This is a genomic window from Acinetobacter sp. CIP-A165, assembly GCF_000367985.1.
Lineage (GTDB): Bacteria > Pseudomonadota > Gammaproteobacteria > Pseudomonadales > Moraxellaceae > Acinetobacter.
Map to the genome: position 1 here is coordinate 504,933 of NZ_KB849202.1, position 25,870 is coordinate 530,802.

Consider the following 25,870-nt stretch of genomic DNA (forward strand, 5'->3'; position numbering starts at 1 on the left):
TTTCTCCTTTTCAAAAGCAGATGGAAGCAGAACATTTAAATTTTGATTGCTTAGCTTTAGAAAATCGCTGCTTACAAATATTAGATACGCATGGACATATTTTATTTTTACTTGATCGGACATTAAATGAATCAATCTTTGATGATCTTTTACCTAAGATTGAGAAAAAAAATATTGCCTACATTCCATTAGCTTTAAAAAAGAATATGCAGGTTTCAAATCTTTTATTTATAAAAATTGAAGCGAAAGACAAGTTCAACTTAATAAAAGATAACCTTATTCAGTTGCTTCTAAAAAATCATGAAATAGAAAACGACAGCTATTTTGTTCATGGTTTCGGAGTTGGTAAGTCTGATATAGAACTAGATGAATTAGTTGAGTCTATAAAAAAGAAATTGGTGATTGTTGATCAAGATAAAAAAATTCTTTTTCGCTGGTATGATCCACGGGTATTAATCTATTTACCCGAAATTATTAAAAAAGAATATGTTCTAGGTCTGTTGAGAGATTTTAAAGAATGGCATTTTTTGCATCCTAAAGGTTTTTTTAGTTTTGATGCAACCTTAGACGTAGTCTCCATATTGACTTTAAGGCAAGTGAATGATGAGCAGTCTATAGATTTAGACTTAATTGAAATTGCGAATAGTGTATTTCAGCAACTAAATGAGTTTGAACAGATTGAAATGGCCGAGATCAATCCTATCGATATACATCAAAGCTTAAAATATGCATATCAGGAATATGGTATTCAAAATTATTTAGATTTGGTGACATATGGTCTTTATAGCCAGATTGTACATAAAGATTTTATTCAGCACTCGATTGTTACGGATGTTCTTTATGAGCACTGCGTCGTCGGTGAAATGACATTTACTGATGCCATGGATTATGTAAGTAAAGATTTATATGAGCAAATTGGTAAAGAATTGAATGGATATGAAATATGACTACGAATCAAAAGACGGTATTGGCTAAGCCGCAAACAAATAACATACTGGCTGAGAAAATTGCAAAGCAAAAACAACAACAAGCTAGAATTCCTGTTGTTGGAAAAACGGAAACAGTGGGGGACATGCGCAAGCCAACAGTTGCCAAGAATGTAAATAAAAAAATAGAGCAAGGTCCGATTGCTAAATCAGCAAAGCAGTCTACACCTGCAAATATGCAGAACAGTAGTGCTGGACAGCCTCAAAAAGAGTGTTCTAATTTTTGCCGAAAAACTGGTTTTAATATTTTACCTCTGCGCTATACCGTTGTAGAGGGTGCAGTATCTAATTTAGCTGCTACATTAGGCAAGAATGTCAAAGATATTCAATTAAAACATTTCAAATATGCCGTGGAAATGATAGATACAGGATATATCTATCGTTTAATAAAACGAGCATCTGGTGCTTTAGAATGGGCTGGCTATTTGGTCACACCAAAGGGGCATTTATCATATTTTCCTGTTGGCAAAGTCGCACCTAAAAGTGTTCCTGAGTTTGCCTGCAAAGGTGCTGGGCATAGTGTTAATTCATCATTGATTACCATAGAAAGTAACCCGAAAGACGAAGCTAAAGTTGCTTATATAATCCATACCCATGATCCGATGAGTAAGTTAAAACTCAAAGAGTATGAAAAAAATGCTGAGAAATTTGTAGCTGAAGGCAAATGGCAAAAGTTTATTGTGGGTGGTGGAGCAACCCAAGAGCATTGTTTGGCTGCAGCTAATCTGAAAAATTCAATTTATAATATTAAAAGCTTTGGTACAGGACGTATCGAACAGATTTTGAAAAAGTTTGCTCAAGAACCAAATACTGTTGCATGTATGGCGCTATACGATCCAATTGGAATCACGCTTAAATTAAATGATAGTAGAAATGGACGATTTGAAAAACTCACAAGGTACATTGCTGAAAGTGAAAAAGACATCACGAATGAACACCGACTCCAATCATCTCAGTTGATTGATAGTATTAAAATCATTGTAGAAAATAAACTCATTAATCAGAAATTGAGTACCAATAATCGGCAAGTTGATTTGAGCACTAAATTAATATTTGCGCAAGATAAAATCCCTCGCTTCGGTTCGATGGGTAACAGAGAATACCAACGTAAAGTCAACGAAATTTGGGATAAGGCATCTCCAGAAGAAAAAGAAAAATTTTTACAACAGCACAATAAAAAATATGCAGCGGGACAAAAGCAACAAAGAAATAAGATTATTAGTCAATCCAAAGCCCAAGCGAAATTGGATTGGGAAACGAAGTATTCGACAAAAATTAATTGGGCTGAAAAAAATGCTTTCGATACAAAAGTTAAAGCATTAACTGATGACGCACGTAAACTGGCCCAAGCTTATGCAAGTGATCATTTGAAATGGCTGCAATCAAAGCAGTTGTTAAAAGCCTTTTATATATACGATCAAACCGTTCTAAAAGGTGATGGTGCATTATTTCATATAAAAGCACTATCAGTCATGAATGGCATGACAGGCTGCGATGAAGGCCAAGCATTGATGGAAAAATGGTTAGGGGTGGATAAAATCTCTGACGATAATTTATATATGCGGGCTGTGACTTATAATCAAAAAAGTTTGATTGATGAATATAATGCGAAAAGTCCTGAGATCACGTCCTTAACATGGGATCAAACACAAACAAGTTTAAAAGGATTAATTGCTGCATTTGTCAGTGCAGATCAGTTATGGGAACAATGGCTTGCTGATTCAACGAATAAAATCAATGAGTTGAAGTGGTATAATCCAGCACGGACTTTGCCTTGGATTTCTGAGATTACACGTAGCGTCGCCAAGTGGAGTCTGCAATATAATGCAAATCCTTTGATTGCAAAGAAACTTTCGAGGGTTTCTTTTATCGCTTATGCGCATAGTTCTCTGTTAACCGATAAAGTGCCGAAATGGTCATTGCTGTATAACATTGACTTAAAAATGACAAATGCAGGCAGCCAACTGAATGCGACTGAGATCCAAAAACGTTGGAAAAATGCTGGGCAAAACACGGCAGCACAAAAGATTCAAGATATTTTAAGCAAATCTCCACAAAGTGTTTCTATCAGGATCTCTGGTATTGTTGCTTTGTTTGAACTTATTAATCTTGGGACACAAACCAATAACTTTGCTGGGGATAAGAATTGGGAAAATGGCTTTAAAGTAACAGCAGGTTTATTTGCATCTACAGCAGTTGTCTTAGATATTGCTGGTGGCGGTATGGATGCTTTAAGTTTCCAAGAGAAAGCCAATAAAATAAGGTTATATGGCGCGGGGTTTGCTATTGCCGGTGCCACGTTTAGTTTTATTGTAGATACAACGGCGTTAGGTAAAGAATATTTGGGTGATCGAAATGGTTGGTTAATGGCATTGCTCATACTTAAGTTAGTCCCCTCTATAGGGATGTTAGTAGTCGGTATGGGAATATTAATTCAACTACCTATTTTAAAATCTAAAATGACAGAAATCGCAGGGAAGAATATTGTGATTAATAGATTGCTTCTTATGAATGTGATTCGTGGTGCATCAATCTTTAACTGGCTGGGTTTGGGTTTAACTGTTTTAGAAATTGTTTTGAGAAATTACTACTACACAGAAGATGAACTGCAAAAATGGTGTAAAAAATCGGTATTTGGTATTGACTCAAACAAGTATAAGTCTCTTGAAGATGAGGAAGAAACTTTTGGTAAAGCAATTGTGAGTATTTAAAATGGATAAAATGCGTGTAATTCAAGGTAAGATACGAAATTTAAAGACTGAAGACTCTCATGTACATTCCTTAAAGAATCTTAAAACACAAGCAGCAGGTACTGCTGCGATTGGTGCCTTAACAGCAAGCAGCACCTTGGCAACCAATGCTCCAATTATGATAATGGCAGCAAAAGGAAGAGAGGCTAAAACTTTTACGGGCGAGATTGATGACATTAGAGTGATTGGACAGTTTACTACTGTAAAGTTTCAAACAAATGATTCTTTAATATTCGTCATCAGCGAAGAAAAAGAACAAGGGCGGCATTTAGTTTATGCGACTTTAGATCCTAAAACAGGATTGCTGTATATGATGTATGAAATGGGACGTTCATTAAAAAAACTATATAAAAGTACTATAAAAGCAGGTTTCTTATTCTTTTTATTTTTCTCTGTATTCTTTTTTATAATTTTTAATGTTCTTGTTATTATTGATGATAGGGAGTTTAATATTAATGAATATATGAGTTTTATAGGAATGGGGGGGGGATGCTTTTTATACTTAGTTTTATTGTAGTGTTTGGATACATTACTATTGGGAACTCATTAATTTCACTATCTAAGTTGTCTGAAAATATTTTTGAAACATTAGGTTTTGAAAATCCTAAAGATCAAGATTTTTATAAAAAAAACTTACTTGATAGAGATGGTTTACATGTAAGTGTTATGGAATATCGTAAAAATTTAAAAGGAAAAGATCCATATCCAGAAGATTATTTTGATAAGAAATGAAAAAGATAGAAGGTCGTGTAAGGAATCTGAAAGTTGAAGATTCTAAGGTATTCCCATTTAGAAACATCGAAAGGCAAGCTGTCGGTACAGCTATGGTTGGCGCTTTAACCGCAAGTAGTAGTATGGCTGCTAATGCTCCAATTATGATGATGGCAGCTAGAGGGGAAGATGCTAAATCCTTTACTTGTGAAGTGGGCGATTATCGATTAATTGGTCAGTTTACAACAGTGCAGTTTAAGAATGGTGATGAACTGGTTTGGGTAATCAAGGAGCAAAAAGAACGAGGTAGACATTTGGTTTATTCAACCTTGGACCGGCTTTGTTGCACAAAGATTTGAAATGCAAAGCGCCCCTAATTGAGCCAAATTTAAGGCGTAACTTGGGTAAGTGGTCGACCTAATTCCGTAAATCTGTTAAGGACTGCCACACGTGCATGGATCTCATTGACTTGGCTATCAAAACTCCTTGCACTGAGTTTATCTCCTAATAATTTGTGAACCGTACCGGGTTTGTCGGAGACTCAATATTCTGAGAGACTATTCCGATGAAAAAACCAACCTATACCCCCGAAATTAGAGAAAGAGCGGTTCAATTACTAATTGAATCTGAAAAAGATTATCCTTCTACTTGGGCTGCAATCACAGCAATTGCGCCTAAGATTGGTTGTACTCCTGAAACACTTCGTGCCTGGCATCAAAAGCATTTAGATCAGCAAAATCCTATTAAAGTACAACAGATATCTGATCAAGAAAAAATGAAGCAAATGGAACGTGAAATTAAAGAATTAAAGCGTGCCAATGAAATTCTACGTAAAGCAGCCGCTTTTTTCGCCCAGGCGGAGCTCGACCGCCCACACAAATAATGGTGGATTTCATCCATAACAATAAAGACTTATATGGTGTTGATGCGATTTGTAGGATTTTACCGATCGCAGCTTCAACCTATTACCGAACTTTAGATCTCGCTGACAATCCAGAACATCGAGCGAAACGAGATCTACATGATGAGCATCATGCTGAACAAATTAAACGAATTTGGAAGGAAAGTTTAGGTCGATATGGTGTACGTAAAGTTTGGCAAAAATTGAAACGTGAAGGCTATGTTATTGCACGTTGTACAGTTGCTCGATTGATGCAGAAGCTAGATATACAAGGTGTTTGGCGTGGTAAGAACAAACAAACTACCCGCAACCGAGATGATCAAAAACGAGCAGATGATTTAGTGAAACGTAATTTTAGTGCTGATCGACCTGACCAATTATGGGTCAGTGACTTTACGTATATTCAAACTCATTCAGGCTGGGTCTATACCGCCTTTATTATTGATGTGTTCTCACGAGCAATTGTTGGATGGAAAGTATCTACACGGATGAATACAGATATGGTGCTCGATGCACTTGAGCAAGCATTGCACGATCGAGGCATGCCAAAGAATGTGATTCATCATTCCGACAGGGGTGTGCAATATCTTTCGATTCGCTATACCAATCGTTTAGAAGCAGCAAATTTACGAGCATCAGTCGGTACAACTGGTGATTCATACGATAATGCTTTGGCTGAAACGGTGAATGGCTTATACAAAACAGAGGTGATTGAATATTTAAAAGCAGATTGGCAAGGTTTAGCAGATGTACAACTTGCGACACTAAACTGGGTAGATTGGTTCAATAAAAAGCGTGTACACAGTGCACTGGGTTATGTGTCGCCTTTTGAGTTTGAAGCAATGTACTATGATAAGATTAACCCGTTAGGTCAGGTGGCTTAACTTAAATAAAAAAGTCTCCGACAAACCCGGTACGGTTCATTGATGCAATGCATCTTAGTTTCAACCAAACTTCGCCGATGATAGCCTGACCATTTTTTCCATAGTGTCCTGCCTAAACGTTTAATTGTTCGAAGTAATTCATTTCGCTCTAGCGAGCTACTCTTTGTATCTTTCCATGGTTTCGCATTTTTTCTAGGTGGAATCACCGCATGCGCTTGCCGATCTGCAATGACCTGACGGCATTGCTTGGTGTCATAAGCTCCATCGGTATAAACAGAGTTAATCTGCTCATCTTGTGGAATCTGATTAAGTAAATCACCAAGCACCTGTGAATCACTGACATTATTGGTTGTAAGCTGAACTGCTCGTATTTGTAGGGTTTTAGCATCTATACCAATATGAAGTTTACGCCATTGGCGACGATATTCAGGTCCATGTTTCTTGCGTTTCCATTCGCCCTCACCTAGAAACTTCATGCCTGTAGAGTCCATGAGTAGATGCAGCCCATCGCTACTTTTTTGGTAGCTGATTACAATATCAATATGCTTTTGTCTTCTACAAAGCGTGGTGTAATCTGGAGCTATCCAATTTAATCCGCAAAGTTTAATCAGACTTTGCACAAAGCCAGTGACCATACGTAAAGACAGACGGAATAAGGATTTAATCATTAAGCAGCATTGGATGGCTGCGTCGGAGTAGGTTTGATTTCGCCCTTGTTTACCGATGGACGGAGCATACCATTGCGTAGCAGGATCAAACCAAATGGCAATATTTCCGCGACTCATGAGTGCTCGGTTATATGCGGGCCAATTGGTTGTGCGGTAGATTTTGTGTGCAGGCTTCTTCATTTGAAAATTATATCGCTGAAAAACCCTTTACAGATAGGTTTGTGCAACAAAGCCCCTTGGACCCTAAAACAGGATTGTTACATATGATCAATGAAATGGGACGATCCTTAAAAAAAGGATATATTAGCTTTATTAAAGCAGGAATCTTAATTGCTTTATTTTTTTTATTATTCGTTAATATAATAATATTAATTACTTCTCTTTTAAGTGGTCAAAGTTTAGATTTTAGTTTTTATGAATATATACTGCCACTTGTTGTGGCACCATTTATGTTCACTTTTCTATTTATATTTAGTATGTTTTTCTTTTCTAGTGACCTCAAACAAGCTTGCCGACTATCTGAAAAAGTTTTTTTGGTACTTGGTTTTGAGGATGTTAAAAATCAAGATTTCTTTGGAACTACAGATCATTTTAAGGAAAATGGGCATACTTTCAAACGTAGTGTAATGTATTACCGTAGAAGTTTAAAAGGTACAGACCCATATCCAGAAGATTATTTTGATAAAAAATGAAAAAGATGAAAGTACATGCAATAAATAATAAGGTGAGAACTAAAATAAATTCATTGTAACTTTATATATGTATTTTTAATAAATTCTATATTTATTAGATTATTATACATTCCAAAAAACTATATTTTATACTGCTTACAACTGGACACATCTTATTGATATCAATATTTGAATTAAGCGCTTATGGTGGATGAGTGCTAGATAATTATCTACACATCATTATAAAGGAGAGACACTCATGTCTCAGAACCAAGATAACTCTAAACAACAACCTAATCAGCAAAATCAATCACCTGGTCAACACAACAGTCTGAGCCAAATGCTAAGCCTCCAGCACAACAAGACCAAAAACAGCCAACTCCAAAGCAACCTAGCGAAAATAATGGGCAACAGAAATAATCATTATTTTTATGCTTGTAAGAATCTAATCAGCTAAATCAAAATTTATAGGAAACTAATTTATTTAGTTTCCTATATTATTTATAAGGTTGATTTTATATAACTTCAATAATGAATTAGTGATTGATTTAAATAAATCGCTGATCAATTTTAGGATGCTATATTTACTCAGTTTCAGTATGAGCATTCATGTTTTATTAGTTTTAACTTTCCTTCTTCTTTTTGATATCGTAAAGTTAAGCATCGATAGTGTTTATAATTTTAGAATAAAAATGATTGTGAAAGCAGCAAGCGAGATAGAAAGAGCATAGATCGTCAGGTACTTTCGCTCAAAAACAATGCTTATATTGTTCTCTTTTGTGCAATAAAAGAAAATGCTTGTTAAGACTAAGCTGTAGCAATGGCAAAAATAATTGAAAAGTGTTTATTTTATCTATATTTACTATAAAAATAACGAATATACAAAAATTTATCTATATGATTTTTAAGGTTTAATTAAGATTTTATTGAAAGTCGTATAAAAGTTGAATAGTAATCTATGTTCGTTGTGTGAGATATTCTATTTTGGTGCATTTCTAGCACTAAAATAAATCACTGACTCGGGGGTGAATGTTGAAATACGATAGCTTAAATGACTTTCTGGCTTATGTGAAAGCTAGAGATCCTGATCAACCTGAATTTTTACAAGCTGTTGAAGAAGTAATGTTGAGCTTGTGGCCATTCATTGAGAAGAATCCAAAATATGCTCAATATGGCTTATTAGAGCGTCTAGTCGAGCCTGAGCGTGCAATTCAATTCCGAGTGTCTTGGATGGATGATCAAGGGCAAACACATGTTAACCGTGCTTTCCGTATTCAATATAATTCATCCATTGGACCATATAAAGGTGGGATGCGTTTTCATCCATCGGTGAATTTATCAATTCTAAAATTCTTGGGTTTTGAACAAACCTTTAAAAATGCATTAACCACCTTACCCATGGGTGGAGGAAAGGGCGGCTCGGACTTTGATCCAAAAGGAAAGTCTGAAGCGGAAATTATGCGCTTTTGCCAAGCATTAATGTTAGAGCTATATCGTCATTTGGGTCCGAATACCGATATTCCCGCTGGTGATATTGGTGTTGGCGGTCGAGAAGTTGGCTTTATGGCTGGCATGATGAAAAAGCTAAGTAACGATACTGCTTGTGTATTTACAGGTAAAGGTATTTCATTTGGTGGAAGTTTAATGCGTCCTGAAGCAACAGGATATGGTGCAGTGTATTTTGCTGAGGAAATGCTCAAAACGCGCGGTGAAAATTTTACTGATAAAACAGTTTCAATTTCAGGTTCAGGAAACGTTGCTCAATTTGCAGCAGAAAAGGCCATGTTCTTGGGTGCAAAAGTGGTTAGTCTTTCAGACTCAAATGGCACAGTTTACTTAAAAAATGGTTTTACTGATGAGTTGCTTGCCGAAGTGATGGAGCTTAAGAATAATAAGCGTGGGCGTATTTCTGAGTTTGCTTCAAAACATGGCTTTGAGTATTTTGAAGGGAAGACACCTTGGCATATTCCTGTTGATATTGCATTGCCTTGTGCGACTCAAAATGAGTTAGGCGAACAGGATGCGGAGTTGCTGCTTGCAAATGGTGTGATCTGTGTCGCTGAAGGTGCCAATATGCCGTGTACATTAGATGCTGTAGAAAAATTTATTGCTGCAAAAATTCTTTACGCACCAGGTAAGGCTTCAAATGCAGGTGGTGTTGCGACTTCTGGGCTTGAAATGTCACAGAATGCTTTGCGCCTCGGTTGGATGCATGGTGAAGTCGATGAACGTTTACATGCAATCATGAAAGATATTCATGCCAATTGTTTGAAATATGGTACTAAAGAAGATGGTACAGTGAATTATGTGGATGGAGCAAATATTGCTGGATTTGTGAAAGTTGCTGATGCAATTTTGGCTCAAGGTATTTATTAATATTTCGCCGAGCAAATAAAAACTCCGATGTAAAAACATCGGAGTTATCATTTATAGCTACGTATTAAGGTTTCTTAACAATTTCTTGTTCAACAACCATATCTAATACGTCAGCTAGGCTAGATTGGTCAGCCGCTGGGTTTTTAATTTCAAAGCGTTTCACACGAACGATGACACGTTGATTTGGGTTGTGTTCAAAACCTTCGATTTCACCGTAGTAAAGTGACCAGTCTTTATCTGCGTAAGTTTTTACACCTTTGTCATCATATTTAATTTCACGAACTTGCATACAAGTCTGTGGCGCTACACCTACACAAGACTTAGTTTCTGGTGAAATTTCCATGAAAACAGTTTTAGGTTCTGTTTGGTATTTTGCTTCAGCTGTCATTTTTCCGACAAATGTATATTTTTGACCTTTTGCATCAGTAATCACGAGTGTTGGTTGGTCAAGGTTGCTTGCATTCACTTCAAACGGAATCTGACGTTTTTGTAAAAGGTCACCAGCGAATTGCTCTTGTTTCATAAGTGCTGGATTACACGCCATCATCGTTGATGCACCATCACCTGTCGCGATCAAACCATTTTCAATTTTCCATGATGTATTTAAGCGGTTACAACCTGTATCTACAGATAAGCGATCATTGGCTAAGAAGCTTAATACGATTGGACGTTTGGTATCAGCAGGTTGATATGACCAAGTGTAGTTAGTTAACACGTTGCTATTCGTCACTTTTGCACCTGTAAATACGTGTTTTTGCCCTTTGCTATCAGTTACAGTCAAGATTGCTTGACCATTCATAGTACTGATTTGAAATGGAACTTTTTTATCACTGAAAATATCAGCAGATAAACGTTCTTGTTTCATTAAATCATCTGCACAAGCCATTTTTGTTGATATAAGCGCAGAAGTAACAATATTGTTGCCTTCAACTTTCCAAGTACCACCTTGACCATTACAACCCGTTTGAATTGAAAGTTGTTGATTGTCATTAAAGTTTAAAACCAATGGCTTTGACGCTGTAGATGCTTGATAAGTCCAGCGATAATCCGTGAGGTTTTTAGCCGCTGTCGCGTTAATTTCAGTTGTTACATGATCAGCAACATTTTGTACTGTTTGACATGCTATTAAAGAAAAAGGGAGTAAGGCAAGAATTAAATATTTGATTTTCATATTCAAAGAACATATATAATAGGCTTTGTTGCACAAACCTATCTGTAAAGGGTTTTTCAGCGATATAATTTTCAAATGAAGAAGCCTGCACACAAAATCTACCGCACAACCAATTGGCCCGCATATAACCGAGCACTCATGAGTCGCGGAAATATTGCCATTTGGTTTGATCCTGCTACGCAATGGTATGCTCCGTCCATCGGTAAACAAGGGCGAAATCAAACCTACTCCGACGCAGCCATCCAATGCTGCTTAATGATTAAATCCTTATTCCGTCTGTCTTTACGTATGGTCACTGGCTTTGTGCAAAGTCTGATTAAACTTTGCGGATTAAATTGGATAGCTCCAGATTACACCACGCTTTGTAGAAGACAAAAGCATATTGATATTGTAATCAGCTACCAAAAAAGTAGCGATGGGCTGCATCTACTCATGGACTCTACAGGCATGAAGTTTCTAGGTGAGGGCGAATGGAAACGCAAGAAACATGGACCTGAATATCGTCGCCAATGGCGTAAACTTCATATTGGTATAGATGCTAAAACCCTACAAATACGAGCAGTTCAGCTTACAACCAATAATGTCAGTGATTCACAGGTGCTTGGTGATTTACTTAATCAGATTCCACAAGATGAGCAGATTAACTCTGTTTATACCGATGGAGCTTATGACACCAAGCAATGCCGTCAGGTCATTGCAGATCGGCAAGCGCATGCGGTGATTCCACCTAGAAAAAATGCGAAACCATGGAAAGATACAAAGAGTAGCTCGCTAGAGCGAAATGAATTACTTCGAACAATTAAACGTTTAGGCAGGACACTATGGAAAAAATGGTCAGGCTATCATCGGCGAAGTTTGGTTGAAACTAAGATGCATTGCATCAAATTATTAGGAGATAAACTCAGTGCAAGGAGTTTTGATAGCCAAGTCAATGAGATCCATGCACGTGTGGCAGTCCTTAACAGATTTACGGAATTAGGTCGACCACTTACCCAAGTTACGCCTTAAATTTGGCTCAATTAGGGGCGCTTTGCATTTCAAATCTTTGTGCAACAAAGCCTATATAATATAGCAGCCATAAGCTTAATGGATTCTTAAAAAAAGAGCATGTAGTCAGTTTAGGTATTAAGTTCGTTAAATGTATTGATTTGTAATTTTAAATAAAAGTATAGGATTTTTAAAAGCTTGGTGCTCAGTTATTAAACTTTTCTGCCGAGCACCAAGAATATGATTCAGTCGAAACGATAGATATCCATCCCTAATGAACCCATTGAAAAACTACTATGTACGATATTAAAACGATGACCTGTGCCCATTACAAAGAATAGCGGCGCAAAATGTTCAAGTGTCGGATGATTACGTTGAACATAAGGCAATGATGGCCAATCCAAAACAGCATCATAGTTTTGATGCGTAAGATTGTTGACGACCGCATTACGGAAGGTACTTGCCCATATCGGTACATTGGTATCAGTATGCCAAGAAAGCTCCGCAAGGTTGTGGGTAATGCTCCCTGAGCCAATTAATAACATCTGTTGTTCTCGCAAAGGCGCAAGGGTTTGTCCGATTTTGTAGATGTCGTCGGCATTTAAGTGAATAGGAAGTGAAATTTCGATCACCGGAATATCTGCTTCAGGATACATGTGTAATAAAGGCATCCAGACCCCATGATCTCGCGGACGTGTGCTGTTAGCATGCGCAGAAAATCCTGCTTCAGCAAATAACGTGAGTATTTTTTCTGCGAGTTCTGGTGCACCTGGGGCAGGATAGCGAATGTCATATAGCGCCTGTGGGAAACCACGGAAGTCGTGCCATGTTTGTGGTCGGATAGAGGTACTGACTTCAAGCGCTTGGCTTTCCCAATGAGCAGACATGACGATAATTGCCTGTGGTTTGGGTAGATTGGTACTTAGCCGATGCAGAGCAGGACCAACTTGTTCTGGATCAAGTGCGAGCATTGGTGAACCATGAGAGATAAATAACCCTGGTAAAGTTTGCACGTTCATCGTTAAGCACCTGACTGGAAATACATGGTTATGGTGACAAAAATAAGCACTGTTTAAAAGCGGCTAGGTTTCAACAGATTGTTCCAAAACTAGAACACGATATTAAATCACGCACGGTGGTAAGGGTGATTGTGATTAATACTCATGGCCCGATAGAGTTGTTCGATGAGTAACACACGAACGAGGGGGTGAGGCATGGTCAGTTTAGATAATGACCAGTGCCAAGCAGCAGCTTTGCGCACTGCATCGGATAGCCCATCAGGACCACCTATGGCAAGTACAATATCGTTGCCCTCCAGCATCCATTGCTTCATGGTATCCGCAAGTTTTTCGGTACTCAGTTCACGTCCACCCACTTCTAAGGCGATCAGTGTTTCATTTGCTTTGACTGCATTGAGAATACTTTCACCCTCGATTTGGCAGTATTTTAGGATGTCAGCTTCTGAATCATTTTTGCCACGCTTCGCCATCGGCAGCTCAATCACTTGGGTTTGTACAAAAGGTTGAATACGTTTGAAATAGTCTTCAAACCCAGTCAGTACCCATGCAGGCATTTTTTGGCCAATAGTTACAATACGAATTTTCATAGGGCAATACGTGTAAATAATATGAGCGCATTATAAACGCTGAGACGGATTCATGTAGACTCGAATAGATTTATTGTTCTTAAACGCTACGCAGGGTGGTGCTTTATTCCACTACATAAAAAACGCAGCTCAAAATGCGTATGAGCTGCGATCAAAGCATCATCCGTCTGGAGTTCAGATGACGCTAAAAAAATGAGTTCACAAGTCAAATTTAGCTTTTGTTTTTATCGACTCTATTTCATTATGCAAGATATTGGTTGTTTTTCAACCTAATTTTGTAATAAAAAATTATGTAACAAAAAAGAGAGCCGAGGCTCTCTTTTTTGTTACACACAGATTAGTGTCGCGCAGCCTTGGTATCTTCTACTGGTTTAACAATAGGTGTTTTAGCCAAAGGTTTCGGCATATCTGTTAATGCTAAAGGAAGAATTTCATCAATGCTTTTCACTGCTTTGATTTCTAAACCTTCTTTGACATTGTCAGGGATTTCAGCCAAATCACGTACGTTATCTTGTGGAATAAATACTAATTTAACTCCACCACGATGTGCAGCAAGAAGTTTTTCTTTCAAACCACCGATACGCATCGCACGACCACCAAGACTTGTTTCACCTGTCATGGCAATATCTGGACGGATCGTGATACCTGTAAATGCAGATACCAGTGCGGTCGTCAATGCCAAACCTGCAGATGGACCATCTTTCGGCGTTGCACCTTCTGGTAAGTGAACGTGAACATCAGTTTCTTCAAAACGAGAAGCTTCGATCCCAAGTTCATCAGCACGCGTACGAACTACAGTCATCGCAGCAGTAATAGACTCTTTCATGACATCACCGAGCGAACCAGTGGTAATGAATTTACCTTTACCTTTCACTGCAGCAACTTCAATAGTCAACAGTTCTCCGCCCACAGAAGTCCATGCTAAGCCGTTTACACGACCTATTTGAGCTTCATCTTCAGCAATACCAAAGTCAAATTTATGTGGACCTAAGTAATCTGGAAGATTTGCAGAGGTGATATCAAGCTGTAAGTTTTTCGATTTCTTACTCACCGCTTCTTTCACAACTTTACGTGCAATTTTAGATACTTCACGTTCCAAACTACGCACACCCGCTTCACGAGTATAACGTTGTACGATGTCACGAATCGCTTCTTCATGCACAGTCAGTTCTTTTGCCCGCAGACCATTGTTCTTAATGGCTTTTGGAACAAGATAGCGTTGAGCAATATTCACTTTTTCATCTTCGGTATAACCCGGTAGACGAATCACTTCCATACGATCTAATAACGCTTCTGGAATATTCATACTGTTTGCAGTACAGATGAACATCACTTCTGAAAGGTCAAGATCAAGGTCTAAGTAATGATCGTTGAACTTGCTGTTCTGAGACGGATCAAGCACTTCTAGTAATGCAGAAGCAGGATCGCCACGGTAGTCTTGTGCCATCTTGTCGATTTCGTCGAGTAAGAACAATGGGTTCTTCACACCAACTTTTGTCAAAGATTGCACAATTTTACCTGGCATCGCACCAATATAAGTACGACGATGACCACGGATTTCCGCTTCATCACGTACGCCACCGAGTGCCATACGGACAAATTCACGACCTGTTGCTTTAGCAACTGATTCACCGAGTGAAGTTTTACCTACACCAGGAGGACCAACTAAACAGAGAATCGGGCCTTTGAGTTTTTTCACGCGAGATTGAACCGCTAGATATTCAACAATACGATCTTTCACGTCGTCTAAGCCGTAGTGATCTGCATCCAGCGTTTCTTGCGCTTTACTCAAGTTAATGCTGACTTTGCTGGCTTTATTCCATGGCGTATCTAAAATCACTTCTAGATAGTTACGGACTACAGCGGCTTCGCTAGAAGCAGGTTGCATGGCTTTGAGTTTACGAAACTCTGCTTCGGCTTTTTTGCGTACATGTTCAGGCAAATCTTCTTCAGCAAGACGCTTTTCAATCTCAGCTACATCATCTTCAGCACCGCCATTCATATCGGAAAGCTCACGCTGAATAACTTTCATTTTTTCATTGAGAAAGTATTCGCGTTGATTTTTTTCCATCTGACGTTTTACGCTGTCGTGCAGTGTCTGCTCAATTTGCTGTTCAGCAGATTGATTGGTCAAATAACTCATCAACTCTTGTAAATGTTCTTCAAACTCATCGTGCTCTAAGAACTTTTGCTTTACTTCAATGTTCAAAGGTACACGTGTTGCAACGAAGAACATCAATTGTAATAAGTCTTCGATTTTGTTGGCAGCTGCAACGAGTTCGCGTGCATTACGTAATTTTGCTTCAGCATATTGAGCAAAAAGAGTACGTAATTCATTCAAGCGAGTCTCTTGGGTCTCTTGATCCAATGCAACAGTCATCGGGCTTAAATGATGTTCAGCGGTTAAGTATTCTTCACCATCAATAATCTGTTCTAGTTTTGAACGGTGTAGGCCTTCAATTAGTACTTTAATGCAGTTTTCATCATTTTCATGATTCACGACTTGTACGATTTTAGCTACAGTTCCATATTGATACAGGTTATCGTGATCAATTTCTTCTGTAAGCGAATCTTTTTGCGCAACTACAAATACTAAATTATCACCGTTACGAGCTACGTCCACTGCATTGATCGATTTTTCACGACCCACGAATAGCGCAATTTGCATGTGCGGATACACCACGACATCACGTAATGCTAAAAGTGGTAATACACTCGGAACTTGCGGCTCTAAGATAGTTTCATCATTCATAATAAATTCGGACATGAGCACTCCTAATGAGTGACAACGGTGTTGCCATGCTTTTTATAGTGATGTGCATTTTAAAAATTACAAGGGTTTTCTCTCAGAAAATATTAAAAAATAACTAAATTAGTCGGGATTTGGGCAAAATAAACTAAATTTCATAGATTCAACGGCTAAAACGGTACTGTTGCTTTGGCGTGAGCAGTCCATCAAGCGGTTGATCCCATTTTTGCCGTAATAGTGGCTCATCAATATATTGAAAAGAGTGAGCGAGTCCTAAGCGATATGGATGATGTTTGGCTGTCGCAAGTGTACGGTCGTAAAAACCTCCACCCATACCAATTCGAGTGCCATGATGATCGCAGGCGAGTAAGGGCATAATAAGCAAATCTAATGTTGAAACATGTTTGCCTCGACTAGCCATTGGCTCTTTCATCCCTAGTGCGTGGTGTGAAAAACGTTTGTTGAAATATTGGTTCGCGCTAATTTTCACCCACACAAGAGTTTGATTCATATTGCAGATCATCGGCAGGTAAACTTGTTTTTTTTGCTGAAAGCAGAGCTCTAACAGTTTTTGGGTGTGTATTTCCCCAAATGCATGTAAATACAAACCAATTTTTGTCGCTGTTTTAAATTGAACTGTATGTCGCAGTTGGATCAAAACTTGATGTTCCGCTTTTTTTTGTTCGTAACGAGAAAGGCGTTTTCTTTTTAAACGGAATTGTTTTCTTAATGCGTTTAATGTATTGCTCATAAAGCTTTAGAAAATGGTTTTGATAAAATAATCATACTTGATTTGTTTGTTAATAGCTTGATCGACTTTTTCGTTTTCTTAGAAGGATCATGAATGTAAAATGATTATTCGTTTTGGCTACTTTAATGTGGCCATTTTTTTGCGCTATAAGAACAGCACAGACGACAAAATGTCATGTTATATGATTGATCAGAAGGCTTATCCTATTAAATATTTAATTTGATTTCTTAAGTTCTACCAATATCGGACAGCAATCATTTTCTGTGCTTTTACAGTCATCTAGCCAAGTTGAAAGACGTTGTTTGAGTCCTTGTAACTCCTGAATTCTCTCATCAATCTTGCTTAAGCGTTGCTCGATGACCTGACGGACTTGGATACGATCGTCTAAATTTAAGGTCAATAATTCTTTAATTTCATTCAATTGTAAGCCTGCATCTTTGGCTTTTTGGATGAAACTCAATGTCTCCAAATCTTGTTGATGATAATAACGATAACTTTGCTTGGTTTCGGGCACGCGCATTAAACCAATTCGTTGATAATAACGAATCGTTTCGACATTGACGCCACAGGTCTTTGCTAATTTGCCGATGGTAAGGTTCATGCTATGCTCCTAAAATCATGCATTTAAAAATCATTCTCAAAAGTGCTTGACTCTGTACCTAGGTACAGACTTTATCCTAAACCTATCGCGTAATAAAAGATAGGTCGAACCATGACTCAACATGAGACTTCATCATGCTGTTCAAAAGACAAGCAAGTAAAAAAAAATGCCAGTGACGATGCTAAAACAGCGCAAGTAAATGAATCAGTCAATGCTACATCTTGTTGCGCACCTAAACCCATTGAACCAAAGAAAAGTTCATGCTGTGGCTCTAAAGCTGAATCACAACCCATTAAAGAACAAGAAAAAAAATCATCCTGTTGCGGTGGAGGACAAAGCCATCAACACCATGTCGCCGCCGATGGCCAAACCGAGATCGATCCAGTCTGTGGCATGTCAGTCAAGACCACGACTGATTTAAAAACTGACTACCAAGCAAAAACTTATTATTTCTGTAACCCTTCCTGCTTAGATAAGTTTAAACATGATCCAGCGTTTTATTTAGTTCCTGTGGACCAACGCCCAGTACCCGAAGGGGCAATGGATATGGATTATACCTGTCCAATGGATCCAGAGATTGTGCAAAAAGGGCCGGGTACCTGTCCGATTTGCGGTATGGCACTTGAACCCATGCAACCGACTTTAGATGAAGGTCCAAATCCTGAACTGGTTGATTTTAGTCGGCGTTTTTGGACAACCTTACCTTTAAGTTTATTGGTGATGATCTTAGCGATGGGCTCACATATTCACGCTTTTATCTCACCGCATATTCAACCGTGGATTGAGTTGGTTCTCAGTTTACCTGTGGTGTTATGGGCAGGTTATCCGATTTTACAGCGTTGCTTAATTTCCTATAAAACCGGTCATCTCAATATGTGGAGTTTGATCGGTGTCGGTGTGTTCGCGGCATTTATTTATAGTGTAGTTGCAACGGTCTTTCCCTCTGTCATTCCTGTTGAAGCCAAGACAGGACATGGGGTCGCTGTGTATTTTGAAGCGGCCTGTATGATTGTTTCCTTAAGTTTACTCGGACAGGTTCTTGAGCTTAAAGCACGTTCCCAAACGGCCAATTCATTAAAAGCACTGTTACGTTTACAACCTGCCAAAGCTAAATTGGTGCAGCACGATCAAGTTGTGGATGTTGATATTGCCATGGTCAAACAAGGCGATATTTTGCAAATTTCATCGGGTGAACAAATCCCTTTAGATGGTGTTGTGGTTGATGGAAAAACCTATGTCGATGAGTCGATGATGACAGGCGAACCTGTACCTGTGAAAAAGCAAAAAGACGATCAGGTCATTGGTGGAACAATCAATCAACAAGGTTCTATTCGTATTCAAACCACAGCTGTCGGAACCAATACCACTTTAGCCAAAATGATCCAGACCGTAGCGGATGCACAGCGTTCTAAAGCACCATTGCAACGTATCGCGGATGTCGTGGCAAAATACTTCGTGATTGCGGTACTCACGATCAGCGTGTTGACCTTCATCGCATGGATGGTTTTTGGTCAAGCACAGTTTGATTTGGCTTTGATGTGTGCGGTAGCCGTTTTAATTATTGCCTGTCCATGTGCTTTAGGGTTGGCGACACCAATGTCAGTGATGGCAACCACAGGTCGCGCAGCGCAAAAAGGGGTGCTATTCAAAGATGCTGAAGCGATTGAAGCATTAAGCAAAGTAAACACCCTGATTATTGATAAAACAGGTACATTGACTGAAGGTAAACCAAGTTTAAAAGAAATTCAGCCATTATCGACAACGTATACTCAAGCCCAAATTGAACTGTGGATTGCTTCGATTGAACAATGTTCTAGTCACCCCATTGCACACACTTTGACTAAATTGGTGGATGCAAATCAATTGCTTAATGTGACTGACTTTGAAGATGTGACTGGTTTTGGTGTAAAGGGCATTATTAATGGCAAAACACTATATATTGGCAGTCAGAAATTAGTTGAGCAGCTTGATTTAACACTCAGTGATGACTTAAGCAAAATGCTAGACCAAAAACGCTCACAAGGCGATGTGATTAGTTTCCTGATGTCAGAACAGGAGCTGATTGCTTATGTTTCGATTCATGATGCGATTAAACAAAATGCCAAAGCGGTGATCGACCAACTCCATGCCGATGGCATAGAAGTGATTATGGCGACAGGTGATCATGAGAAAAATGCACAAATGGTCGCTAATGCTTTAGGAATCAAACAGGTTCATGGCAATCTTGATCCGAAGCAAAAACTTGAAATCGTCAAACTGGCGCAAGCGCAAGGCAAGATCGTCGCAATGGCAGGGGATGGAATTAATGATGCACCCGCACTTGCACAGGCCAATGTTGGGATTGCAATGGGTACAGGCACTGATATTGCTAAACAAACGGCGCAAGTCACTTTAGTCAAAGGTGATATGCAAGGGATTGGTCAAGCGTTGCATATGGCGAAACTTGGTGTAAGAAACATGAAACAGAATCTTGCATTTTCTTTTGTTTATAATGGATTGGGTGTGCCCGTTGCAGCAGGTATCTTCTTTCCATTAACTGGGTTATTACTCACACCGATGTTTGCAGCAGTGGCGATGTCGCTGAGTTCATTGTCTGTTGTAGTGAATGCCTTGCGCCTAAACCGCTCTTAAGCTTTCTCTTTTCATTGTTGTAAGTTCGCTGTTTGGTTTTATAGCTAGACAGCTTTTTTATGGGCTAATATGACTATTCTGCCCAAAGCTAAAGTCATTGGGTCAATTTTATTTGCGTGTGATTTGCTTAGTGTCAAATGATAATTCACAGGAGTGAAAAAATGTTTGTGCGACAACAACAAAAATGGCAATACAACACTTTGATCCGATCATTCTCGCTTGCATCTACATTGGCAGCTTCATTACTGATCTCATCTACTTTACACGCTGCGCCACCAGCCGAGAAGCTTGATCTCACTTTATCTCAGCATTCGCAGAATAAAATCAAAACTTTGCTCAATGATCCAAAGATTTGGAAACAGATTCCCAAACAAGTGACTTTGTGTGTGTATTCACCGAATGGGGAACATGGTGAGGCATTTCAACAAGCCACCAGTTATATCAGTGAATTGCCACGTATTGTCAGAATCGCTAAACAATATGGGGTCAATATGAATATTACTCGACCTTCCAATTTACAGCTCAAGATTGATCTGGACTATCCGAAACTAAAGCAAAATGCATCGACCATGGTGACGCTCAAAGTTTATACCAATGAAGCTGTGTTAACGGAGGACTTTCGCAGCAAACGTTGTGATGGTGCAGGGATTAGTAATTTAAGAGCAAGACAATTTAATCCATTTGTAGGTAGTATTGATGCGATTGGCGCATTACAGAATTACAAGCAACTCACCTCAGTGATTCAATTATTAGCTCATCCTAAATTCGACGACAAAATGATCAATCATGATTATGAGGTCGTGGGCGTTGTGCCGCTTGGTGCTGCTTATATTATGGTGAGTGATCGAAATATTAATACACTCGCAAAAGCTGCTGGACGAAAAATCGCAGTATTTTCATTTGATCCAACACAAAAGAAGTTAGCTCAAAATGTCGGTGCACAAGCGATTTCAGTAGATTTAGCAACTGTTGGACCCAAATTCAACAATAGAGAAGTCGAAATCATGGCTGGCCCAGCGATTTTGTTTGATCCACTGGAATTGCATAAGGGCATGACGGATAAATCAGGAAAAATTGCAGGTGGGATTATTCGTTTTCCTGTTGTACAGGTTACAGGTACTTTGATCATGCATCGTAATAAATTCCCAGCTGGAATGGGACCGATTGCACGCGAAATCATCTCTAAACAGTTGCAGCCTGCCTTTGATTTTGTAGATAAAATTGAAAAAGATATTCCTGAAAAATACTGGATGGATATTTATGAGAGTGAAAAACCCGGTTATATGCGACTGATGCGAGAAGCACGTATTCAAATGACCAAAGAAGGTTACTACGATAAAGACATGATGAAGTTGCTGAAACAAGTCCGTTGTTCGCAGCAGCCGACGCATTATGAATGTGCATTGAATGATGAGTGATTTTTATAGTCAGAACAATGTCTAGAATTCTACGGAAAGAGTAGAGGTTATTTAGATATAAAATTTTATTAGCGAGCTGTTAGCTCATACGATCAGTAGTAATGTAAATGTTGGGATATGCCATAAAGCTTTCTGATGAGAGCTTTATGGCATTTTATTTAAGTGGTCTAGAGATTGTTGCCACTCCTTTAAAGCATGAAATTATAGCAAGACTAAGCAATCCATTGCTCAAACCATATTCGTCGCTCGTTATGATAAATTCAAGTAAAATAAGATATTAGCCAGTTTATTAATTTGACATTTTTGACATCAATTTGTCTTCCTCTTCGGTCAATTTTTTTATAGCTCTTTCTCTCATACTTAAAATGTCTTGATAAATTCAAGATGATGTTAACCCTTTAATTCGTTTTATTTTTGGTCAAATTTGTACTACAAAGCATGTTAGACATAAAGATATATGAGAGGGGGGATAGCTGAAATATTGAGTAAAGTTTAATAGAGGTTCTGAAATGTCACGATTATTCCCAAAACAAATTGTTGCTCCAAAACCATTGCATGAGATGATTGACTATTCAGGAAAAAGAAATGGTCGACCTTTTGATGTCGAAACGGAAACGCATACACCTCAAGGAAAATATACTTGTGTTCACTATGGTGTGATGATTCCTAATCTCCCTGCACCCTTTAATTTTTTGAACCTTTTAACCGTGGTTGGACAACCTCGAGTTAAAATTTTTCGAAATGAACATTTAATTAAAACTTCAAGTATTGATACAGCAAATGTATTAATTGGTACAGCTATAGGAACAAAAGACTATTTTAATGGCTATAGTGTCAAAAATGACTGTGCTTTAGTAAGTAATGGTTCATCTTTATGTTTTGGTCGAGATTTAGTGTTAGAAGGGACTTATCCTAATTTTCATGCTTATCGTGAAGGGCATGAATTTAATTTTGATTTGAAAATCACTGCAACTGATAAAGTTGCAAACTTTGCTGAGTTGACTTTCGGTTTATATAATCATTGGGCTTTACTCTGCCAATACGAAGGTTATCTCGAATATCAAGGCAAGAAAACCCACGTCGAAGGTTTGTGTACCTATGAATATGCACGTGCAATAGATATCAACTTGCATATGAACTATTTTACGTATCATATTTTAAATATCGATGAGAAAACTCAGGTTCTTTTAGTTGAGGTACTTGGTCCATTGAATCTTGTCTTACAACGCCGTGTGTATATTCGTGCGATTGATGATCATGGAAGTATTCATTCTGAAGACTTTAAATTGGAAGTTCATGAGTTTGAATCACAACGTTCTATAACGCCTAATGGTTTATCGATGCGTTTACCTCGAACTTTTTCATGGAGTGTGAATGATGAAAAAGGTAAGCTTTTAATGTGTGTTGATGGCTTAGCAAATGGCGATTTTCAGTATGGTATGGCAGGTGGTTACGCAGGAAGTTATCAATATAAAGGTACGTTTCGAGGTCAAACAATAGAAGGTACTGGTTATATTGAATATCTGGATACACGGACAAAATAATCTAAATTATGCAGCCGCAGCAAGCATTGATGAAATATCAACAGATGCTAGTTTAATCATAAGTCTAATATCTAAAGAATTGATCATTAAAATTACAGAAATGATTTATCTTATGAGAGATATTCTTTTATAAGGTAAATCATGAGTATTATTCTTGAACTCAAAAATAAACTACAAAAACAAAAGGTAATCTTGAATAAGCCTGCAACATGGCAACAAGTTTTGGCTTTTGAATATAAGTATCAAGTTAAATTATCACCAATTTTAAGAGCATACTTCTTAGAGTTTAATGGTATAGCTGACCGAGATCTGGATGATAACTATTTTACATTTTTGTCACTATCTGAATTCAGATTGGTGGAAAGTATTTTAACAAACAGTGATTCAGATAGGCTTTTATATCCTCACTGTTTTGTATTTTCAGATTATTTAGTGTGGTGTTGGGGATATGCAGTACAACTAGATCAAATAGGGTCTGATGGTGTTGTATATCAAGTAGGAGGTACGCTTAAAAGAAAAGTAGCGGATTCATTCACAGGGTTTTTACAACAATATCTGATTGATAGTGATGAAATATTATAAGAGAAAAACTATGGTGCAGAGGGAGATTTAGAAAAATAAAAAACACTCCAGAGATGCCGCTGCATGTCGTTACCCTTGAACCCTAAAGTTCAAGGTGGAGGGCGCCGCATACTTGCTGGGTTTTCTGCACGGGGCAGACATACACTCTAAATATACAGAACACCATCCTAAAGTGATGATATCGGCTCAGGGGAATCGGACCCGCTGGCGAACATCCTAGAGATAAACTTAGTATAACTGATCTTGATCTGATGACAATGCTTGCATGTAAAGATACTTACTAATTGATGAGGCTTTGTGCAATCACCATGTTTATTGAACAGTTTGCTCTACATCTTCCAAAATCGTTTGGAGTAGATGTTCACAGTGTGCGTATTGCTGTAAAGATTTATTTAAAGCAAATACTTCCTGAGCCATTTGTAGTGCAACCATAATGACTAACTTATTGTGTTCTACACGTGGCGCACTTCGACGCATGTCATGAAATTTTTGATTGAGCAATTCAGCAGCGCGTTCTAACTCTTCACGTTTATCTTCAGTCGTATTTAGGCGGAAAGTCTGTTCAATTAAACGTAGTTCAACAACGATAGGTTCACTCATGATTAAGATTCCTCGTGAGTTTCAGCAATCGGGTGGGCAAGCTGCTGAATCTCTTGTGCATGTTGATCTTGTGCTGTGCCTAAAATTGCGAGACGTTGAATAATTGCTTCAACTTTAGCCTTCGCTAATTCATTTTTTTGTAATAAGCGGTCACGATCTTGTTGTAGATCTTGGATTTCTTGCTGATTATTACGTTGCTGCGCTTGTAACTTTTCTTTCATTACTCGCAAATCATTACGCTCAGCCAAGATTTCTTGGAAACGATTTTTTAGATCAGTGGTACTTTTCTCTAAACGGCTATAGCGTTCAGCCAAAGTTGTTGCATCATTATTCAGTTGTTTAAATTGATCTTGTAACTGAGTCAGTTGTTCAGTTAAGTTATCAACTTCATCCTGTTTTTGCGTGATGATGCTATTCTTCTGCACAATTTGTGCATGATGTTCAGTTGCAGCTAATTGTTTAGCTTCAGTAAGCGATGTGTTTTCTCGCTCTATATGGCGTAGGCGTGTTTTTAAAACGCCAATATGCGCTTGTAGACGCTGTAATTGTTCTAACATAACGAAGGTCGCACAGAGTTGCAATCAAAGGTAATATATACAGCAGTATAGAGATTGGATAAACGAATGCAAGACGATATTTCAGGTTGGAACGAATGGAATGCTCATTTTAAGGGAATTGAAGAAATTTCAAGCCCAAGTGAGTTACATGGGTTGCTAACAGGTATAGTTTGTGTGACACAAGCGCCGACAACTGATGAATGGTCACAAATCTTAAACACCTTAAATGTACCTGCATTGACAGCAGAAGCATTAGAAAGTTTAACGGTTGAAGCAGAGGATGTATCGCATGCTTTATCTGATGATGAACTCGACTATTTACCAATGCTACCAGATGATGGTCATTCGCTTGAAGAACGTGTAAGCGCATTAGCAGATTGGTGTGCAGGGGTCGTATTAGGTTTTGGTTTAGCTTGCGGTCGTATTCGTGGAGATGAACAAGAGCTGATAGAACATTTACAAGAAGTTGCAGCCGTTGAGTTTGAAGATTCAGATAATGATGAAGAAGGTGAAGAAAGTTATCTGGAACTGTATGAATTCGTGCGTCTAATTCCTGTCAGTTTATCTATCGGTCGTGCAAAAACGCCTGTGGCTGAAAGTTCTTTGTTACAAAACTTTCACGCAAAGAGTCGAAATCAAGATACCGCAGTTGATCCGCAAACAGTCGTTGAAATGTTTACCCCACATCGTCCGAGTTAACTCGGGCGCTGCCTTGAAACTTTATCA

General features: G+C 38.3%; 20 protein-coding genes, 1 other RNA gene, 3 pseudogenes and 1 other annotated feature. Of the genes and pseudogenes, 13 read left to right on the plus strand and 11 right to left on the minus strand.

Annotated elements, in window-relative coordinates; genetic code table 11:
* Positions 1-20 precede the first annotated feature (20 nt).
* The 4 genes and pseudogenes from F991_RS07905 to F991_RS07925 all read left to right on the plus strand — a co-directional run.
* Positions 21-947, plus strand: coding sequence for a hypothetical protein (locus F991_RS07905; protein WP_171063465.1), 927 nt, complete (start codon positions 21-23; stop codon positions 945-947).
* A complete protein-coding gene (locus F991_RS07910; protein WP_004670466.1) occupies positions 944-3,697 on the plus strand; it encodes a T6SS effector BTH_I2691 family protein in 2,754 nt (917 codons plus the stop codon). The genes F991_RS07905 and F991_RS07910 overlap by 4 nt, the downstream gene beginning before the upstream one ends.
* A gap of 1 nt (position 3,698) precedes the next feature.
* Positions 3,699-4,468, plus strand: a pseudogene (locus F991_RS17460) (putative type VI secretion system effector).
* Positions 4,465-4,782 (plus strand): annotated as a pseudogene (locus F991_RS07925) (putative type VI secretion system effector); the annotation flags it as partial. The pseudogenes F991_RS17460 and F991_RS07925, both read left to right, overlap by 4 nt.
* Before the next feature lie 53 nt (positions 4,783-4,835).
* On the opposite strand, the pseudogene F991_RS17155 reads toward F991_RS07925, so the two are convergent.
* Positions 4,836-4,961 (minus strand): annotated as a pseudogene (locus F991_RS17155) (IS5/IS1182 family transposase); the annotation flags it as partial.
* Positions 4,962-5,012: 51 nt separating this feature from the next.
* Here F991_RS17155 and F991_RS07935 point away from each other — a divergent pair.
* Positions 5,013-6,232 (plus strand): IS3 family transposase gene (locus tag F991_RS07935; RefSeq protein ID WP_145972635.1). Its coding sequence is split into 2 segments (ribosomal slippage): positions 5,013-5,289 and positions 5,289-6,232, totalling 1,221 coding nucleotides; the frame shifts between segments, so codons are not numbered across the junction.
* Positions 5,288-5,404: a sequence feature (AL1L pseudoknot), on the plus strand. (Overlaps the previous gene by 117 nt.)
* Here the strand turns inward: F991_RS07935 and F991_RS07940 are convergent.
* A complete protein-coding gene (locus tag F991_RS07940; protein ID WP_051064203.1) occupies positions 6,229-7,080 on the minus strand; it encodes an IS5 family transposase in 852 nt (283 codons plus the stop codon). The two genes, F991_RS07935 and F991_RS07940, sit on opposite strands and share 4 nt — an antisense overlap.
* On the opposite strand from F991_RS07940, the gene F991_RS07945 reads away from it, so the two are divergent.
* Positions 7,065-7,592, plus strand: coding sequence for a putative type VI secretion system effector (locus F991_RS07945; RefSeq protein WP_051064204.1), 528 nt, complete (start codon positions 7,065-7,067; stop codon positions 7,590-7,592). The two genes, F991_RS07940 and F991_RS07945, sit on opposite strands and share 16 nt — an antisense overlap.
* 1,008 nt (positions 7,593-8,600) lie before the next feature.
* Positions 8,601-9,947: an NADP-specific glutamate dehydrogenase gene (gene gdhA, locus F991_RS07950; RefSeq protein ID WP_004670475.1), complete on the plus strand. Its 1,347-nt coding sequence runs from the start codon at positions 8,601-8,603 to the stop codon at positions 9,945-9,947.
* Positions 9,948-10,011: 64 nt separating this feature from the next.
* Here gdhA and F991_RS07955 read toward each other — a convergent pair whose 3' ends face one another.
* Complete coding sequence (locus F991_RS07955) at positions 10,012-11,118, minus strand: META and DUF4377 domain-containing protein (RefSeq protein WP_004670476.1); 1,107 nt, start codon at positions 11,116-11,118, stop codon at positions 10,012-10,014.
* A gap of 75 nt (positions 11,119-11,193) precedes the next feature.
* On the opposite strand from F991_RS07955, the gene F991_RS07960 reads away from it, so the two are divergent.
* Complete coding sequence (locus F991_RS07960; RefSeq protein WP_051064200.1) at positions 11,194-12,126, plus strand: IS5-like element ISAba12 family transposase; 933 nt, start codon at positions 11,194-11,196, stop codon at positions 12,124-12,126.
* Positions 12,127-12,350: 224 nt separating this feature from the next.
* On the opposite strand, the gene F991_RS07965 is transcribed toward F991_RS07960, so the two are convergent.
* The 5 genes from F991_RS07965 to F991_RS07985 all read right to left on the minus strand — a co-directional run bounded on the left by F991_RS07965 (position 12,351) and on the right by F991_RS07985 (position 17,812).
* Complete coding sequence (locus F991_RS07965; protein ID WP_004670477.1) at positions 12,351-13,124, minus strand: DODA-type extradiol aromatic ring-opening family dioxygenase; 774 nt, start codon at positions 13,122-13,124, stop codon at positions 12,351-12,353.
* Between the two features lie 107 nt (positions 13,125-13,231).
* Positions 13,232-13,711 (minus strand): 23S rRNA (pseudouridine(1915)-N(3))-methyltransferase RlmH, encoded by a 480-nt coding sequence (gene rlmH / locus F991_RS07970; RefSeq protein WP_004670478.1) that lies wholly within the window; start codon positions 13,709-13,711, stop codon positions 13,232-13,234.
* Between the two features lie 337 nt (positions 13,712-14,048).
* On the minus strand, positions 14,049-16,478 hold the full coding sequence (gene lon / locus F991_RS07975) for an endopeptidase La (RefSeq protein WP_004670479.1): 2,430 nt from the start codon (positions 16,476-16,478) through the stop codon (positions 14,049-14,051).
* 145 nt (positions 16,479-16,623) lie between these two features.
* On the minus strand, positions 16,624-17,211 hold the full coding sequence (locus F991_RS07980) for a 5-formyltetrahydrofolate cyclo-ligase (protein WP_004670480.1): 588 nt from the start codon (positions 17,209-17,211) through the stop codon (positions 16,624-16,626).
* Positions 17,212-17,425: 214 nt separating this feature from the next.
* The gene (locus F991_RS07985) at positions 17,426-17,812 is read right to left on the minus strand and encodes a MerR family transcriptional regulator (protein WP_004670481.1); all 387 of its coding nucleotides are present in this window, start codon (positions 17,810-17,812) and stop codon (positions 17,426-17,428) included.
* A gap of 111 nt (positions 17,813-17,923) precedes the next feature.
* Here F991_RS07985 and F991_RS07990 point away from each other — a divergent pair, with 111 nt between their 5' ends.
* The 4 genes from F991_RS07990 (at position 17,924) to F991_RS08005 (ending at position 23,987) form a co-directional block, all read left to right on the plus strand.
* Complete coding sequence (locus F991_RS07990) at positions 17,924-20,443, plus strand: heavy metal translocating P-type ATPase (RefSeq protein ID WP_004670482.1); 2,520 nt, start codon at positions 17,924-17,926, stop codon at positions 20,441-20,443.
* Positions 20,444-20,604: 161 nt separating this feature from the next.
* Complete coding sequence (locus F991_RS07995) at positions 20,605-21,861, plus strand: putative solute-binding protein (protein ID WP_004670483.1); 1,257 nt, start codon at positions 20,605-20,607, stop codon at positions 21,859-21,861.
* Positions 21,862-22,370: 509 nt separating this feature from the next.
* On the plus strand, positions 22,371-23,405 hold the full coding sequence (locus F991_RS08000) for a DUF6670 family protein (protein ID WP_004670484.1): 1,035 nt from the start codon (positions 22,371-22,373) through the stop codon (positions 23,403-23,405).
* Positions 23,406-23,546: 141 nt separating this feature from the next.
* The gene (locus tag F991_RS08005; protein WP_004670485.1) at positions 23,547-23,987 is read left to right on the plus strand and encodes an SMI1/KNR4 family protein; all 441 of its coding nucleotides are present in this window, start codon (positions 23,547-23,549) and stop codon (positions 23,985-23,987) included.
* A 40-nt stretch (positions 23,988-24,027) separates the two neighbouring features.
* Here the strand turns inward: F991_RS08005 and ssrS are convergent.
* The 3 genes from ssrS to F991_RS08015 form a co-directional block, all read right to left on the minus strand.
* A non-coding RNA gene (gene ssrS, locus F991_RS17160) (6S RNA) lies at positions 24,028-24,213 on the minus strand.
* Positions 24,214-24,299: 86 nt separating this feature from the next.
* Positions 24,300-24,587, minus strand: a complete 288-nt coding sequence (locus F991_RS08010; protein WP_004670486.1) for a cell division protein ZapA — start codon at positions 24,585-24,587, stop codon at positions 24,300-24,302.
* 2 nt (positions 24,588-24,589) lie between these two features.
* Positions 24,590-25,144 carry a hypothetical protein gene (locus F991_RS08015; RefSeq protein ID WP_004670487.1) on the minus strand — a complete coding sequence of 185 codons (555 nt, stop codon included), beginning with the start codon at positions 25,142-25,144 and terminating at the stop codon, positions 24,590-24,592.
* 66 nt (positions 25,145-25,210) lie between these two features.
* On the opposite strand from F991_RS08015, the gene F991_RS08020 reads away from it, so the two are divergent.
* Entirely contained in the window at positions 25,211-25,843 is a 633-nt protein-coding gene (locus F991_RS08020) for a UPF0149 family protein (protein WP_004670488.1), read from the plus strand.
* Positions 25,844-25,870: the final 27 nt, after the last annotated feature.